15 protein-coding genes are annotated in these 15,131 nt (G+C 71.3%); 9 read left to right on the top strand and 6 right to left on the bottom strand.

The window, feature by feature from the left end; translation table 11 throughout:
- A partial coding sequence (locus ACLQ23_RS03585; RefSeq protein WP_425880344.1) for a futalosine hydrolase occupies positions 1-482 on the bottom strand: 482 nt, incomplete at its 3' end.
- 41 nt (positions 483-523) lie between these two features.
- The gene (locus ACLQ23_RS03580) at positions 524-2,137 is read right to left on the bottom strand and encodes an MFS transporter (protein WP_355588238.1); all 1,614 of its coding nucleotides are present in this window, start codon (positions 2,135-2,137) and stop codon (positions 524-526) included.
- Positions 2,138-2,225: 88 nt separating this feature from the next.
- On the opposite strand from ACLQ23_RS03580, the gene ACLQ23_RS03575 reads away from it, so the two are divergent.
- Positions 2,226-3,065, top strand: coding sequence for a DUF3027 domain-containing protein (locus ACLQ23_RS03575; protein ID WP_355588240.1), 840 nt, complete (start codon positions 2,226-2,228; stop codon positions 3,063-3,065).
- Positions 3,066-3,129: 64 nt separating this feature from the next.
- On the opposite strand, the gene ACLQ23_RS03570 is transcribed toward ACLQ23_RS03575, so the two are convergent.
- On the bottom strand, positions 3,130-3,330 hold the full coding sequence (locus ACLQ23_RS03570) for a DUF2530 domain-containing protein (RefSeq protein WP_425734762.1): 201 nt from the start codon (positions 3,328-3,330) through the stop codon (positions 3,130-3,132).
- A gap of 134 nt (positions 3,331-3,464) precedes the next feature.
- Here ACLQ23_RS03570 and ACLQ23_RS03565 point away from each other — a divergent pair, with 134 nt between their 5' ends.
- The 5 genes from ACLQ23_RS03565 (at position 3,465) to thpR (ending at position 8,098) form a co-directional block, all read left to right on the top strand.
- Positions 3,465-4,943, top strand: coding sequence for an NCS2 family permease (locus tag ACLQ23_RS03565; protein WP_355588520.1), 1,479 nt, complete (start codon positions 3,465-3,467; stop codon positions 4,941-4,943).
- Between the two features lie 115 nt (positions 4,944-5,058).
- Positions 5,059-5,508 (top strand): MarR family winged helix-turn-helix transcriptional regulator, encoded by a 450-nt coding sequence (locus ACLQ23_RS03560; protein ID WP_306272943.1) that lies wholly within the window; start codon positions 5,059-5,061, stop codon positions 5,506-5,508.
- Between the two features lie 65 nt (positions 5,509-5,573).
- Entirely contained in the window at positions 5,574-6,857 is a 1,284-nt protein-coding gene (locus ACLQ23_RS03555) for an MFS transporter (RefSeq protein ID WP_355588244.1), read from the top strand.
- A 147-nt stretch (positions 6,858-7,004) separates the two neighbouring features.
- Positions 7,005-7,514, top strand: a complete 510-nt coding sequence (locus ACLQ23_RS03550) for a hypothetical protein (protein ID WP_425734651.1) — start codon at positions 7,005-7,007, stop codon at positions 7,512-7,514.
- A gap of 11 nt (positions 7,515-7,525) precedes the next feature.
- Entirely contained in the window at positions 7,526-8,098 is a 573-nt protein-coding gene (gene thpR / locus ACLQ23_RS03545; RefSeq protein ID WP_425734652.1) for an RNA 2',3'-cyclic phosphodiesterase, read from the top strand.
- 88 nt (positions 8,099-8,186) lie between these two features.
- On the opposite strand, the gene sepH is transcribed toward thpR, so the two are convergent.
- From sepH to ACLQ23_RS03530, 3 genes are all read right to left on the bottom strand, one after another.
- Complete coding sequence (sepH, locus tag ACLQ23_RS03540; RefSeq protein WP_355588250.1) at positions 8,187-9,266, bottom strand: septation protein SepH; 1,080 nt, start codon at positions 9,264-9,266, stop codon at positions 8,187-8,189.
- Between the two features lie 185 nt (positions 9,267-9,451).
- Entirely contained in the window at positions 9,452-10,579 is a 1,128-nt protein-coding gene (gene serC / locus ACLQ23_RS03535) for a phosphoserine transaminase (RefSeq protein WP_425734653.1), read from the bottom strand.
- A 228-nt stretch (positions 10,580-10,807) separates the two neighbouring features.
- The gene (locus ACLQ23_RS03530; RefSeq protein ID WP_355588252.1) at positions 10,808-11,914 is read right to left on the bottom strand and encodes a citrate synthase 2; all 1,107 of its coding nucleotides are present in this window, start codon (positions 11,912-11,914) and stop codon (positions 10,808-10,810) included.
- Positions 11,915-12,193: 279 nt separating this feature from the next.
- Here ACLQ23_RS03530 and pdxH point away from each other — a divergent pair, with 279 nt between their 5' ends.
- The 3 genes from pdxH to ACLQ23_RS03515 are packed head-to-tail and all read left to right on the top strand — an operon-like array spanning position 12,194 to position 15,122.
- Positions 12,194-12,853: a pyridoxamine 5'-phosphate oxidase gene (pdxH, locus tag ACLQ23_RS03525; RefSeq protein WP_355628298.1), complete on the top strand. Its 660-nt coding sequence runs from the start codon at positions 12,194-12,196 to the stop codon at positions 12,851-12,853.
- The gene (locus ACLQ23_RS03520; RefSeq protein ID WP_355588254.1) at positions 12,850-14,148 is read left to right on the top strand and encodes an MFS transporter; all 1,299 of its coding nucleotides are present in this window, start codon (positions 12,850-12,852) and stop codon (positions 14,146-14,148) included. Before pdxH ends, ACLQ23_RS03520 begins: the two co-directional genes overlap by 4 nt.
- A gap of 44 nt (positions 14,149-14,192) precedes the next feature.
- Positions 14,193-15,122, top strand: coding sequence for an aldose 1-epimerase family protein (locus tag ACLQ23_RS03515; RefSeq protein ID WP_355588255.1), 930 nt, complete (start codon positions 14,193-14,195; stop codon positions 15,120-15,122).
- Positions 15,123-15,131 lie beyond the last annotated feature (9 nt).

Below are 15,131 nucleotides of genomic sequence, written 5' to 3'. Positions count from 1 at the left end.
ACGGCGGCCGGATGGCGGCGACGCAGCTCGTCGGTGCTGAGAGCGGTGCCGGTGACCGTGCTGACCGTGAGGATCGGGCCGGCCGTGGCGGCCGGCAGGGCGGTCCGCAGCGCCGCCAGCAGCCGCGGGTCGGCCGGCATCACGCTGCCGCCGCCGAGCAGAGCGGGCGGCATGCCCAGCTCGTCGACGGGGATGAAGCCGTCAGGTGATTCGGCACCGAGGTCGGCGGCGATGCTCGCGGTACCGAGAACGGTGTCGCCGACGGCGGCCTGCCCGGCGAAGCCGCCGGCCACGCCGGCACTGACCACGGCACGGTACGGGCGGCCGGCAGCCTCGGCGAGCGCCAACAGCCGGGCGGTGGCGGCACCGGCAACGGCCGGTCCCACCCCGACCGGGGTGACTGTCACCGTGGCGTCGACCAGGCCGGCGCGCACCGCGTCGGCCTCGGCTGGCACCGCCGTCACCACCAGCAGTCCGGTCACGCCAGCGTCGGTCACGCCAGCGTCGGTCACGCCAGCGGCGGTCACGACACCGGGCCGGGGGACTCCCGGCGGGTCTCGTCGTCGGCGCTGGTTCCCGGGCCGCCGACAGCGGAGGAGGGCCGGTAGATGTGGTAGCCCGGCGGAGCGAGCCCCGGTTCGTCGTACTGCGGCGAGCTGGCCTGGGCCGGCGCCGGCGAGGTGGGAGCGGCGTCCTGCGGCGAGGAGGCGGGCTCGTCGGCCGGCTCGTCGGTGGCCAGTTCGTCGTCACCCAGCGGTCGACCGGCCAGCTTCTCGGCGCGTAGCCGGGTGGCGACCAGGACTCCTCGGACGGCGGCCAGGATGCCCACACCGGCAGCGACCGCGATGCCCATTCGACCGTTGAACGGGACCAGTCCGAGCCCTCCACCGGCTACGAAGGCGAGCATCAGCACCGTCTCGGAGTGGGCGAACGAGCTGGCCCGCAGCCGTTCCGGGATGCGTTCCTGGATGGAGGCGTCGACGGCGAGCTTGGAAATTCCGCTGACCAGCGCGGTGACCAGGCAGAGCAGCGCCACCATCAGCAGTGAGAACTGGATGACGGCAAGTACACCCACCCCGGCCACGATGATCATGCTGCTGGACTGGATGGCGGTCGGCCGGTGGATGCGCAGACGGGTGCCGACGGCGGTGGCCAGGAACGTGCCCACCGCCAGCGCGGCGCCGACCAGCCCCAGCGCCCACTCCGCCCCCAGATCGCGGCCGAACACCCCGGTGGTCAGGTCGCCCTTCTTGATCGCGAAGGCGAGGAACAGCAGCAGGAAGCCGTACATCGCGCGCAGGGTGGCGGCGCCGATCAGGCTGGCCATCACCAGCCGGCCGGCCGGGCGGCCACGGCCCAACGGCCGTTCGCCCCGCCGCCGGCCGAACGCCCGCAGCGGCCGGGGGACCCGCTCCGGTGGCTCCGAATCCGCCTTCGGTGGCAGTCGTAGCGAGATGACCATGCCGACGAGGAAGATCACCGACGCGACACGCAGTGGCCACTGTGGGCCGAACCAGAACGCCGCCAACCCGATCGGTGCCACGAGCGCGCCCGCCACAGTGCCGTAGACGCTGGCCCGCGCGCCCACCTGGGAGAGGCCGAGCCCTTCCGGCAGCAGTCGGGGCACAGCTGCGGACCGGGCCACGCCGTACGCCCGGGACAGCGCGAGCACCCCGAAGGCGGCCGGATAGAGCCCGAAGCCGTGGATGTAGTCGGAGATCAGCCACGCCAGGAACGCCCGGCCGAGCATCGTGGCGGCCAGCGCGTACCGCCGGCCGTGCCGGAAGTGGTCAAGCAGCGGACCCACCACGGGGGCGAGCATCGCGAACGGAACCATCGTCACCAGCAGGTAGAGCGCGACCTTGCTGCGGGCCTCGCCCAAAGGCACGTTGAAGAAGATCGTCCCGGCCAGGCCGATGGCGATCAGGGTGTCGCCCGCGCAGGAGACCGCGTGCAGGTCGAACAGGCGGACCATGCCGACCTCGCCGCCTGCGCCCCTGGTCCGGGCCCGGCCGGCGTGGCGGGTCACCCAGCGTCCGCTGCCCACCGAACCACGCAGGAGCAGGCGTACGGCCCGGATGCCGGTGCCGACGGTACGCCCGAGGAGAGATCGCCCGGAGCGGGAGTGCGGCGGCATGTGCACCATCCTCGCCCATCCGCCCCACCTACGCCGCACCACTGCGGGGAAACGTTCCCTGGGAGTCCCTGTCACCCGTGCGGGGCGCATGGGGAACAATGGGGAGGTGACCAGGCCCGTCTCCACCCGTGCCGCCCGCCTCGACCAGGTCTGCGCCGCCGCCGTCGAGGTGGCCCGCGCCGGCATCACCGAGGTGGACGCCGACGACGTCGGCGATCACCTGCAGGTTGTGGCCGAAGGTGACCGGCTGGTCACCCACTACTTCGACTGCCGTCTCGCGGGCTACCGGGGCTGGCGGTGGGCGGTCACTGTGACCCGGGTGCCGCGCAGCCGGACGGTGACGATCTGCGAGACGGTGCTGCTGCCCGGCCCGGACGCGCTGCTCGCGCCCGGCTGGCTGCCCTGGCAGGAGCGACTCAAGCCGGGCGACCTCGGCCCGGGCGACCTGCTGCCGACGTCTCCGGAGGACGAGCGGCTGGCTCCCGGCTATCTGCTCTCCGACGATCCTGCGGTCGAGGAGACCGCCTGGGAGTTGGGCCTCGGCCGGGCGCGGGTGCTCTCCCGGGAGGGCCGTGCCGACGCGGCGCAGCGCTGGTACGACGGCGATCACGGCCCCACGGCGGCCATCTCCACCGCCGCCCCGGCCGCTGCCCGGTGTGGCACCTGCGGTTTCTATCTGCCGTTGGCGGGTGCGATGCGCCAGGCGTTCGGCGCGTGCGGCAACTTCTACGCGCCTGACGACGGTCGTGTGGTGAGCGCCGACCATGGTTGCGGCGCCCACTCCGAGACGCTTATCGAGGCCGCCGAGACCGCTGTCGAGGATCTTCCGACGGTGTACGACGACAGCGCGGTGGAGGCCATGTCGGTCAGCCGTGCCCCCGGTTCGGTGGAGTCGACCGAGCCTGCGGAGCCGTACGGGCATTCCTGACCGTGCGCGGTGGCCGGGCGGCCAGGACCGTGCGCGGCGGTGGCCGGGCCGGCCGCCGCTGACGTCAGCTTGCTCGGCGGCGCCGCCGCTTGGCGTCGTGACGCATCATCACGGCGAGACCGGGGAAGCCCCACAGGAATCCGGCGAGGCAGGTCCAGAGCCAGTTCTGGTGGCCGTTTTCGGTCAGCCAGCCCCGGAAGAAGATCAGTAGCACCAGCCCGGCGACCGCCCAGGCGATCAGCCCGGCGACGGCGAACGGCACCATCGGTGGGTCCAGCGGCGCGGGCCGCGGTTGCTGGTCGTTCGGCACGCGGCAAGCGTACGGGATCTACTTCCCCTGCCCACCAGCGATCTGGGACGATGCCGGCGTCAACCGGAAAGATCACCTGCGAGGACCTGATGGCAGTTCTGCCGCCCGAGAACGGCACACCACCCGACCCCGCTCATCCACGTAACGGCTTTGACCGCTTCTTCGAGATTTCCGCCCGTGGCTCAACGTTGAGCCGTGAGGTACGTGGTGGCCTGGCGACCTTCTTCACGATGGCGTACATCGTGGTGCTCAATCCCCTGATCCTGGGCGGTGCCGTCGACGGCGACGGAAAGTCCCTTCCGATTCCGGCTCTTGCGGCGGCGACCGCGTTGGTCGCCGGTCTGATGACCATCCTGATGGGTGTTGTCGGCCGTTTCCCGCTCGCGCTCGCCGCGGGCCTGGGTGTGAATGCCCTGGTGGCGTACGAGATCGCGCCGGAGATGACCTGGGCCGACGCGATGGGCCTCGTGGTGATCGAGGGTGTGCTCATCGCGATTCTGGTGCTGACCGGCCTGCGTACTGCCGTGTTCCGTGCGGTGCCGACGCAGATGAAGACCGCGATCGGCGTCGGTATCGGCCTCTTCCTGACCATCATCGGTCTGGTGGACGCCGGTTTCGTCCGGCGGATCCCGGACGACGCCAACACGACCGTCCCGGTCGGGCTGGGTATCGGCGGCAAGCTGGTGAGCTGGCCGATGCTGGTCTTCGTGGTGGGACTGCTGATCACCCTGGTCCTCGTGGTGCGGCGGGTGAAGGGCGCGATCCTGATCGGCATCCTGGCGTCCACGGTGCTCGCGGTGATCGTGGAGGCGGTCGGCAACATCGGTCCGTCGTTCGTCAACGGGCAGCCCAACCCGAAGGGCTGGTCGCTGAACGTGCCGGAGTTGCCGAAGACTGTGGTGGACCTGCCGGACCTGTCGCTGCTCGGCAAGTTCAACGTGCTCGACTCGTGGAGTCGGGCTGGCTGGCTGGTCGTGTTGATGTTCGTCTTCACCCTGCTGATCACGGACTTCTTCGACACCATGGGCACGATGGTGGCGGTCGGCCAGGAGGGTGGCCTGCTCGACGAGAAGGGCACTCCGCCGAGGGCGAAGGAGATCCTGCTCGTCGACTCGATCGCGGCGGCGGCGGGTGGTGCTGCCAGCACTTCCAGCAACACGTCGTACATCGAGAGTGCCGCAGGTGTCGCGGAGGGTGCCCGGACCGGCGCGGCCAACCTGGTCACCGGCGCCCTGTTCCTGATGGCGATGTTCCTGGCGCCGCTTGTGGTGGTCGTGCCGTTCGAGGCGGCGTCGACGGCCCTGGTGGTGGTCGGTTTCCTCATGATGACTGCGGTGCGGACGATCGACTGGTCCGACTACGAGATCGCCATTCCGGCGTTCCTCACCATCGTGCTGATGCCGTTCACCTACTCGATCTCCAACGGGATCGGTGCTGGTCTGATCACCTTCGTGGTGGTCAAGCTGGCCAAGGGCAAGGCCCGGGAGATCCACCCGTTGCTGTACGGGGTGGCCGCGCTGTTCGTGCTGTACTTCCTGCGTGGGCCGGTGGAGTCCCTGGTGCTCTGACGTCTGTTCCGGGCGGGGAGCGGATCGGACTTCCCGCCCGGAACGACGCAAATGTTCTCGTGAGCCGAGTCATATTGGATGTCATTAGCCAGGCTTATTAGTTAGGCTAACAATCGTGATGGAGCGGACGGTGACGGCGGAACGCGTGCCACCGGCGCAACTGGCTCCCCAGTTGCGTGATGCGATCACCCGACTCAACCGACGGGTCCGCCAGGCCCGACCGGTTGGCGACCTGACGGTCACCCAGCTCTCGGCGCTCACCAGCATCCGGCTGGCGGGCACGATGACACCCCGGGAACTGGCCGACGTCGAACGGGTGCAGCCACCGACGATGACCAAGATCGTTGCGAAGTTGGAGGAACGCGGCCTCGTGCGGCGGACCCCCCACCCGACCGACGGCCGGCAGGTCATCCTCGCGGCGACCGAAGGAGGGCAGGCCGTGCTCGACCAGTTCGAGCGGGCCCGCGATGAGTGGCTGGCCCACCGGCTGGCCGCGCTCGACGAGGACCAACGGGAGACCCTGCTCAGGGCCGCCGGGATTCTCCAGCAGCTCGCTCGCGCCTGAGCCCGCGCCACTGGGCCGTGCCGTCACGTGTCGATGACGCGTACGTCCAAGGAGGCGCACCAAGAGTGCAGGCCAAGCTGAGCACGATGTTCCAGTCCCTACAGGTCCGTAACTACCGGCTCTTCGCGTCCGGGCAGCTGATCAAACTGATCGGCGTCTGGATGATGTTCATCGCCCAGGACTGGCTGGTCCTCGAGCTCTCCGACAACTCGGCCACCGCTCTCGGTGTGGTGACCGCCCTTCAGTTCACCCCCGTGCTGCTGCTCACGCTGCTCTCCGGCCGGCTCGCCGACCGGTACGACAAGCGGGTGCTGCTCTTCGTCGCCAACGCCTTCTGGACGGTGCTGGCGCTCGGTATGGCAGTGCTGGTCCTCACCGACCTGGTGCAGCTCTGGCACGTCTTCGCGTTCGCCGCGCTGCTCGGCACCGCCAACGCCGTCGAGACCCCGGTCCGCCAGGCCTTCGTCTCCGAGCTGGTCGGCACGCCGCTGCTGCCCAATGCGCTGTCGCTGAACGCCGCAGTGTTCAACTCCGCCCGGATCGTCGGCCCGGCCGTAGCCGGCCTTGCCATCGCCGCCTTCGACGTGGGCCCGGTGTTCCTCGTCACCGCCCTCAGCTCGATCGCCCCGCTTGTCACCGTGGTCCAGATGCGGACCTCCGAGCTGCACCGCGCCGCCCTGCTGCCGCGCGACGAACGGGACTCCGCCCGGGTGATCGACGGGCTGCGGTACGTGTGGCGCAGGCCGGACCTGCTGCTGCCGATGGCGGTCATGTCGGTGATCGGCATGTCCCTGTTCAACTTCCAGCTCACCCTCGCAGCGCTGGCCAAGACGGTCTTCCACACCGGTGCCGCCTCCTTCGGCCTGTTCAGCACGGCACTGGCCGTCGGCGCGCTCGGCGGTGCTCTCAGCGGCACCGGCCGGCGCAGCCGACCGTCGGTGTGGCTGGTGCTCGGTGCCGCTGTCGCCTGCGCCAGCTTCGGCACCCTGGTCGGCTTCGCGGGGGCGTACTGGCTGGTCGTGGCGCTGCTGGTGCCCACCGGCTTCTTCATGGTCTTCTTCGCCCAGGCCGCCAACCAGCGCGTCCAGCTCGGCGTGGACGCCGCCTTCCGGGGACGGGTGATGGCCCTGTGGGTGCTGGTGTTCCTGGGCACCAACCCGGTCGGCGCGCCGCTGATCGGCTGGGTCGCCGAGCACTTCGGCGCCGGCGCGAGCATCTGGATGGGCGGGCTGATCTCGCTGGCCACAGCGCTCATCGCGCTGGCCTGGCAGCTGCGCCGCTCCCATGCCCGGCTGCGCTTCCGGGTGCTGCCCATGCCCCGCTTCTACGTCGTCTCCGCCAACAGCTGAGCGCGTCAGGAACGGCCCCCTCCTCTCGAAACCCGCGAGGAGGGGGCCGTTCCCTGTTACGGGTGCCGGAGCGGGTCCCGATCGGCGGATGGCGCGGATGCTGCCAAATCGCTGGCGAGGCGGCACGACGGGGCTTAGCGTCGATATGTGGAAGTCGGACGCGCGCTGACGCTCGCCCTGGCGCTCATCGCCGTGGCCAGCCTGCCGGCGGCGTTCGCCCTGCTCTTCTGCGCCGACGAAATCATCGACCGGGTGGTCTGTGGCTGGTCGGAATGGCGTGAACGCCGTCGGGAACGGCGCACCATCGCCCGCCTCGACCGCGCCGTCGAGGCCGACTCGCTGACCCGCGACATCGACCTCAGCGAGTTCGACAGCACCGACAGGCGTCCTCTGGAGCAACTCGCCGCCGACCTGCGTCGCCTCGGTGGCCAGCGGCTCGGCAGCAGCGGCCGGTCCATGGTCTGGTACGCGGGGGTGCTCCAGGCGTACGACGACCGGCTCCGACTGGCCTGCCGCGCCCTCGGCATCCCTGAACACCTCGCCGAACTGACAGGCGTCGACCAGGAAATCGAACGCGTACGGGTCGAAGGAGTGCTGCACGCTGCGGGCCTGGCCCTCCCTGCGGCCCGCGCCGGGCACCGTCAACGGCACCGCTGAGCGGTCCGTCGTTGCGGCTCTTCGTCGCGGTCTACCCGCCGATCGAGGCGGTCACCCACCTCGGCACGCGGGTCGCCGGGCTGCGTGTCGGTGCGGCGGCTGCCGCAGGCATCCCGGTCCGGCTCGCCGACCCGGCCAACCTCCACCTCACAGCTGCCTTTCTCGGCGAGGTCGAGGCAGCCCGGCTGGTCGAGGTCTTCAGCGCTCTGGGGCTGGCCGCCGAACGGTTCCGCGACGGTCGGGACACCCAGCCCAGGCTGCGGCTCGGCGGCGGTGGCCTGTTCGGCGATGGCCGGCGCACAGTGCTCTGGACGGACGTGCGGGGTGACGTCGAGGCGTTGCGGACACTGGCCCGACTGACCCGGGACCGGTTGCGGCACGCCCGCCTGCCCTATGACGAGAAGCCCTTCCGGCCGCACCTGACCATCGCCCGGCCCGGTGACCGGATGACACCGGCCGACATCGAGGCCGACCGGGTCACCCTCGACGACTACGAGGGGCCGGAATGGTCGGTCACCGAACTGCTACTCGTCCGCAGCCACCCTGGCCCGCGCTACGAGCGACTCGCCGCCTGGCCCCTGTGAAACTGAGGCCGGCTGCGTCGAGCCGGTGGGTGAGGTCGCGCGGCCCCGCGTCGACAGGAGGCGGATCGCCACCCGTCGACGCGGAGCGTCAGGAAGACTCGCGTGCGGCCGGACCGCTGCCGAAGAGAACGTCGTCCCAGCTCGGCAGCCGCTTGCGCGGCTTGCCGGCAGCGTCGGTGGACTCGCCACCGGCCGCAGCCGCGGCACCCGTCCGCCGAGGCCGCAGCACCGCAAGCGACGGCACGGCCGGGACCTCCTTCGGCGCATCCGCGTCATCGTCGAAGGCCGACCCCTGACCGCCGCCGAGAAGCGCGGCGGCGCCGCCGCCGACCGGTCGCTGCCGGGGCGCGTCCGACCCGGCCAGAGCAGCCGGAGTACGCGGTTCCAAGCCACGACCCGACGAGGCGCCGAGCGGACGGTCCAGTGAGGCGAGCAGGGCGTCCCGGCCGGCCCGGATCGGGTCCCGACCCGGGCGCGGGTGCTCGGACGCGGCCGGCAACCCGTGCCCACCACGGCTCGGCTCACCACGGGATGGACCGGGCAGGGCGTGCCCACCCCGCTCCGGTGCCGGCTCCTGACCGAGGATCGGCGTGGGCCGCTCGGCGCACAGGTACTGCGCCATGTCGTCGTGCGGCGTGACCGCCTGCCGGGTCTTGTCGAGATCCCAGATGGCCTGGGCGGTGGCCTTGCCGGACGGCCAGGTGGCGATGATCCGCCAGGTGCCGTCGTCGCGCCGGTAGGCGTCCCAGGAGATCTTCTCGGTGTCGATGCCGTGCTGGCTCAGCCGGCCGTTCACCACCTCGGCGAGCGGGGTCGGCTTCTCGGCGCCCTTGAGCCGGGTGCGGCGGGCGTGCTGGGCGAGCATCGCCCGCTCCTGGAGCACCGGCCCGGCGTAGCGCAGCACGCGGTCGACAGGCACACCGGCGATCCGGGCGACGTCCTCGGCGGACTCACCGGAGCGGATGCGGGCCTGGATGTCCCGAGGGGACAGCGAGGGAACCGGGTCGACGGTCGTCGGCGCCGCCGGAAGCGGCGGTGCGCCGGGCTCGGCGTGCAGCGCGCCGGCGATCCGCTCGTCGATCGGCAGGGCGAGCAGCCGCCCGACCTCGTCGGCGAGAACCAGGGCATGGCCGTCCTCGGAGAGGGCGACGAAGCGTACTGGGCGCATTGCGTTGCCTCCGTCCCGCTTCGCTGGCCGCACGCCACGAGTCGGCCACCCAGGCGTCTCTGACCACCGTACGCGCATCTGTCTCGGGGTGGGGGAAGCGACACCCCGCATGTCGCGACTGAGCTGCGGCGATGATCACGGTCGGTGTCGGTCGGAGCCCCGACCAACACCGACCGTGACGATCGTCAGAGGCGCTCGACCACGTAGTCGATGGAGGCGGTGAGCGCCTCGACATCGGCCGGCTCGACGGCCGGGAACAGCGCCACCCGCAGCTGGTTGCGGCCGAGCTTGCGGTATGGCTCGGTATCGACGATGCCGTTGGCGCGCAGCGCCTTGGCGATCGCGGTGGCGTCCACACCGTCGGCGAAGTCGATCGTCGCGACCACGTTGGACCGCAGCGCAGGGTCGGTCACGAACGGAGTGGCCACTGTGGACCGCTCCGCCCAGCCGTACACCGTCGCGGCGCTCTCGGCGGTGCGCTTCGCCGCCCAGGCCAGGCCACCCTGCGCGTTCATCCAGTCGGTCTGCTCGGCGGCCAGGAAGATGGTCGCCAGCGCCGGCGTGTTGTACGTCTGCTCCAGCCGCGAGTTGTCGATCGCGGTGGTCAGGTCCAGGAAGGCCGGGATGTAGCGCCCGGACGCCTTGATCTCGGCGGCCCGCTCCAGCGCGGCAGGCGACATCAGCGCCAGCCAGAGGCCACCGTCGGAGCCGAAGCACTTCTGCGGCGCGAAGTAGTAGACGTCGGTCTCGCCGACGTTGACCTCCAGGCCACCGGCGCCGGAGGTGGCGTCGACAAGCAGCAACGAGCCCTCGTCCGCGCCCGCGACCCGACTGATCGGTACTGCCACACCGGTCGAGGTCTCGTTGTGCGGCGTCGCGTAGACGTCCACGCCGGCCTCGGCGACAAGGGTGGGCGCGCTGCCCGCGTCGGCCTTGCGGACGGTCGGCTCGCCCAGGAACGGGGCGTCCTTTACCGACTTCGCGAACTTGGCGCCGAACTCGCCGAAGCTGGCGAACTGCGCCCGGTCCCGGACGAGGCCGAACGTGGCGACCTCCCAGAACGCGGTGGTGCCGCCGTTGCCGATCACGACCTCGTAGCCCTCGGGCAGCGAGAAGAACTCGGCGATGCCGGAGCGCAGCCGGGCCACCTGGTCGCGGACCGTCTTCTGCCGGTGCGAGGTGCCCAGGAAGCTGGTGGCCACGTCGGCGAGAGCGGACACGGCCGCCGGCCGGACCTTGGACGGGCCGCAGCCGAACCGGCCGTCAGCGGGCTTGATCTCGTCGGGAATCCGGATGATCGAGGCGTCAGCCACGGTATGAAGGTCCTTCCGCAAGGGCTAGGGCGGGCCCGGCGACACTGCCGGCCCCCATCCTCGCACCAGGATCCGGCGGTAGAGGCCAAGCCCTCACGTGCAGGTCATGAGTCCTTCACCACATTCCCCCTCCCACCTCCACGAAGGAGGGGCCCCTTTTTAACAGCAGGCGTTAAGAAGGGGCCCCTCCTCTACGCCAGGCGTTAAGAAGGGGCCCTTCCTTACACCTCAGACGCCGTGGGGGATGGCGGCCCAGCCTTCGACGTCGGACGGCTTGCGGGTCTCCGGACCGACGTAGCGGGCGGACGGGCGGACCAGCCGCTGAAGGCGCTTCTGCTCCAGGATGTGCGCGCTCCAGCCGCCCATCCGGGCGCAGGTGAACATCGAGGTGAACATGTGCGCCGGCACCTCGGCGAAGTCCAGCACGACAGCCGACCAGAACTCGACGTTTGTGGCGAGCACCCGGTCCGGGCGGCGGGACTGCAACTCGGCGAGAGCCGCCTTCTCCAGCGCCTCGGCGATCTCGAAGCGCGGCGCGCCCAGCTCCTTGGCGGTGCGGCGGAGCACGCGGGCGCGCGGGTCCTCGGCACGGTAGACCCGGTGGCCGAAGCCCATCAGCCGCTCGCCGCGGTCGAGGACACCCTTCACGTACCCCTCGGCGTCGCCGCTGCGCTCCACGGCCTCCAGCATGCTGAGCACCCGGGACGGTGCGCCGCCGTGCAGCGGGCCGGATAGGGCGCCGATGCCGGAGGAGATGCACGCAGCCGCGTCCGCCCCGGTGGAGGCGACGATGCGGGCGGTGAAGGTGGAGGCGTTCAGGCCGTGCTCGGCGGCCGAGATGAAGTACGCGTCGACGGCCTTGACGTGACGGGGGTCGGGCTCGCCACGCCAGCGCTTCATGAACCGCTCGACGATGGTCTGCGCCTTGTCGATCTCCTTCTGCGGCACGGCCGGCAGGCCGAGACCCCGGGCGGACTGCGCGACGAAGGAGAGCGCTGTCACCGAGACCCGGGCGAGGTCCTCACGGGCCTGCTCGTCGGAGATGTCGAGCAGTTGGTTGAGCCCCCAGTACGGGGCCAGCATGGCGACAGCCGACTGCACGTCGACCCGGATGTCACCGGAGTGCACAGGCACCGGGAACGGCTCCGCCGGCGGCAGGCCCGGCCCGAACCGGCCGTCGACAAGCAGCGCCCACACATTGCCGAACGAGACCTGGCCGATCAGATCTTCGATGTCGACCCCGCGATAGCGCAGCGCGCCACCCTCGCGGTCTGGTTCGGCGATCTCGGTCTCGAAGGCTACGACGCCTTCCAGCCCGGGTTTGAAATCGGCCATGTCGCTCTCCTGGATCTGCTCGGTGCGCCCGATCAGCTCATCCGGCCCGGTCGGCCGGGCGCCTTAGGCGACCCTCAGGGATGTGTTCGGAACATCTTGCCTGCTGTGTAACCGGATACGCGACCCACGGCGACTGTGCCGCACACGACATCCCCGGGCGCGCATTTCCCGCGCCGCTCGGTGAGACTGGGCGGTGCGGGCTGGTCAGCGCGGGGGTGCGCCGACGGGCCCGCCGAGAAGGAGTAGGACGTGACGGGCAACACACCTGGTCCGGCCGCGATGCGTAACGAGTACGGCGCGGAGCTGGGCCTGACCGAGGCCGACCTGGCCGGTGACTGGCACACCCAGTTCGACAGCTGGTTCGCCGACGCGGTTGCCTTCGGGCTACCCGAGCCGAACGCGATGGTGGTGGGCACCGCCGACGCCGCGGGCCGGCCGAGCGGCCGGACCGTGCTGCTGAAGGGGTACGACTCCGACGGCTTCGTCTTCTTCACCAACCACCTGTCCCGCAAGGGAGTCGAGGCGGCCGCCAACCCGTACGCCAGTCTGGTCTTTCCGTGGTTCGCCATGCAGCGGCAGGTGGTAGTGGCGGGTCGCATCGCGCCGGTCGAGGCGTCGGTGACCGAGGCGTACTTCGCCAGCCGGCCGCGCGGCTCACAGCTGGGCGCCTGGGCCAGCCCGCAGTCGCAGGTGGTGCCGGATCGGGCCGCGCTCGAGGAGCGCTACCGGGAGGTGGACGAGCGGTTCGCCGACGAGGCCGTCATCCCGCCCCCGCCGAACTGGGGTGGCCTGCGGGTCCGGCCCGATTCGGTGGAGTTCTGGCAGGGCAGGGCCGGTCGGCTGCACGACAGGTTGCGCTTCCGCCGCACCGACGACGGGCCACCCGGTGGCGTCCCGAGCGGCGACGGGAGCTGGATCGTCGAGCGGCTGGCACCGTGACGGGCGTGCAGGAGGCCCGGCGGCGGGGAGGACGCCGCTGGGCGATCGACGTACGTCCGCTGCGCGTGCCCGCGTACCGGCGGCTCTGGCTCGGCAACACCGTGGCGATGTTCGGCTTCCAGTTCACTGCCGTCGCGGTGCCTGTGGAGATGTACGCCCTGACGAAGGACTCCTTCTGGGTCGGCCTGCTGGGCGTGGCGGCCTTCGTGCCCCTGCTGATCTTCGGGCTCTGGGGCGGCGCCATCGCCGACGCCCGCGACCGCCGGGTGGTGCTGCTCGGCGGGTCGGTGCTGCTCTGGGCGTCCACCCTTGGTCTGCTGGTGCAGGCGCTGCTGGACGTGGGCAGCCCGGTGCTGCTGCTGGCGCTGATGGCGGTGCAGTCTGTGGCGTTCGCGATCAGTTCGCCGGCCCGCAGCGCCATGCTTCCCCGACTGGTGCCGGACAATCTCGTGCCGGCTGCCAGCACCCTGAACTACACGACGTTCACCGCCGCCTCGGTGGCCGGACCACTCGCCGCCGGCCTGATCCTCGCCGCCTCCACCGACACCAGGCTCGTCCTGTCGGTCGCGTACGGCGTGGACGCGGTGCTGTTCACAGCGATGCTCTGGGCCGCGCTACGCCTGCCGTCGCTGCCGCCCGAGCCGAGCGCCGACGGCGAGCCCCGCCGCGCCGGCCTGGCAAGCGTTGTCGACGGGTTCCGCTATCTCGCCACCACTCCGGTGCTTCTGCTCTCCTTCGGGGTGGACCTGATCGCGATGATCCTGGCCATGCCCCGGGCCCTGTTCCCGGAGATCGCCCACGAACGCTTCGGAGGTGGTGGCGCGGTCGGCCTGCTCTACGCCGCCATCGCGATCGGCTCGATGATCGGAGGCCTGACCTCCGGTTGGATCGGCCGACTCCGCAGGCAGGGGCTCGGCCTGGTGGTCGCGGTGGTCGCCTGGGGCCTGGCGATCGCAGCCGCCGGATTGGCCCACCACCTCTGGCTGATGGTGGTGCTGCTCGCCGTCGCCGGCGCTGCCGACCTGGTCAGCGCGGTCCTGCGGCAGTCCATGCTACTGATCTATGCGCCGGACCGGATGCGTGGCCGGCTCCAGGGCGTCAACACGGTGGTGGTGGCTGGCGGGCCGCGACTTGGTGACCTGCGGGCCGGCACCATGGCCGCAGGCTTCGGTGGCGGGGTGGCCTGGGTGGCCGGCGGTCTCGCCTCGGCGGCGCTCGTGGTGGTGCTTGCGGTCGCCTTCCCGGCCCTGGTGCGCTACCGCGCGGCGACGGCGTCGAGCGGCGATCGGGCGTGACCGTGTCGAGCGGCGTGCGGGGGTGACCGGTTAGGGTCGCCGGCATGGACACCCCCGACCAGCGCCCCTTTTCCGGCGCCCAGTGGACCATCGCCGCCGCCGGCCACGAGGCCGTCATCGTCGAGGTGGGCGGCGGCCTGCGGACGTACCGGAAGGACGGCGTCGACCTGCTCGACGGGTACGCGACCGACGAGGTCTGCCCCGGCTGCGCCGGACAGGTGCTGGCACCCTGGCCGAACCGGATCCGGGACGGCCAATACCCGTTCGCCGACCAGACGCACCAGCTCGCGCTTACCGAACCGGAACGGCACGTGGCCATCCACGGGCTTGTCAACTGGGTGCCGTGGCGGCTGTTGGAGCAGACGGCGGACTCCGTGACGATCGGCTACGACCTGCCACCGCAGCCCGGCTACGCGTGGCCGCTGCGACTGCTCAGCCGGTGGAGCGTCGGCGCGGACGGCCTACGCGCCGAGCACGAGGTGACGAACATCGGTGCCGAGGTGGCGCCGTTCGGCTTCTCGGTGCACCCGTACCTGCAGGTGCCGGGCGTCGCGGTCGACGACCTGGTGATGCGGCTGCCCACGCGCAGCCGGGTGCTTGTGGACGGCCGGCTGCTGCCGGTGGGGGTCACCCCGGTGGCCGGCACGGAGTACGACTGGACCAGCCCGCGCCGGATCGGCGGGGTCGAGTTGGATCTCTGCTTTGGTGACGTCATCAGGGACGCCGACGGCGGCTCCTCGGTGAGCCTTGCCGCGCCGGACGGCTCCTCGGGGGTGAGCATCTGGGCGGACGCGGAGTTCGGCTGGTGGCAGGTGTTCACCGGCGACGCGCTCACCGGCGAGCGGCACCGGCGTTCGGTGGCGATCGAGCCGATGACCTGCCCGCCGGACGCTTTCCGCTCCGGCAGGGACGTACTCACGCTCAAGCCCGGCACCACCTGGCGGGGCGCCTGGGGCATCCGGCCCGGGGCCTGAGCGGGCCGG

The organism is Micromonospora sp. DT41 (assembly GCF_049841715.1).
Taxonomy (GTDB): domain Bacteria; phylum Actinomycetota; class Actinomycetes; order Mycobacteriales; family Micromonosporaceae; genus Micromonospora; species Micromonospora profundi.
Note: the sequence above shows the minus strand (reverse complement) of the source record. Positions and strands in the feature narration are given on the sequence as shown.

What these genes read in the sequence shown, in the direction of transcription:
- sepH (WP_355588250.1), bottom strand. Translation starts at nt 9,266, where the DNA reads ATGCGCCCAGTACGCTTCGTCGCCCTCTCCGAGGACGGCCATGCCCTG.
- pdxH (WP_355628298.1), top strand. Translation starts at nt 12,194, where the DNA reads ATGCGTAACGAGTACGGCGCGGAGCTGGGCCTGACCGAGGCCGACCTG.
- ACLQ23_RS03515 (WP_355588255.1), top strand. Translation starts at nt 14,193, where the DNA reads ATGGACACCCCCGACCAGCGCCCCTTTTCCGGCGCCCAGTGGACCATC.
- ACLQ23_RS03565 (WP_355588520.1), top strand. Translation starts at nt 3,465, where the DNA reads ATGGCAGTTCTGCCGCCCGAGAACGGCACACCACCCGACCCCGCTCAT.
- ACLQ23_RS03580 (WP_355588238.1), bottom strand. Translation starts at nt 2,137, where the DNA reads ATGCCGCCGCACTCCCGCTCCGGGCGATCTCTCCTCGGGCGTACCGTC.
- ACLQ23_RS03530 (WP_355588252.1), bottom strand. Translation starts at nt 11,914, where the DNA reads ATGGCCGATTTCAAACCCGGGCTGGAAGGCGTCGTAGCCTTCGAGACC.
- ACLQ23_RS03575 (WP_355588240.1), top strand. Translation starts at nt 2,226, where the DNA reads ATGGGGAACAATGGGGAGGTGACCAGGCCCGTCTCCACCCGTGCCGCC.
- ACLQ23_RS03570 (WP_425734762.1), bottom strand. Translation starts at nt 3,330, where the DNA reads ATGGTGCCGTTCGCCGTCGCCGGGCTGATCGCCTGGGCGGTCGCCGGG.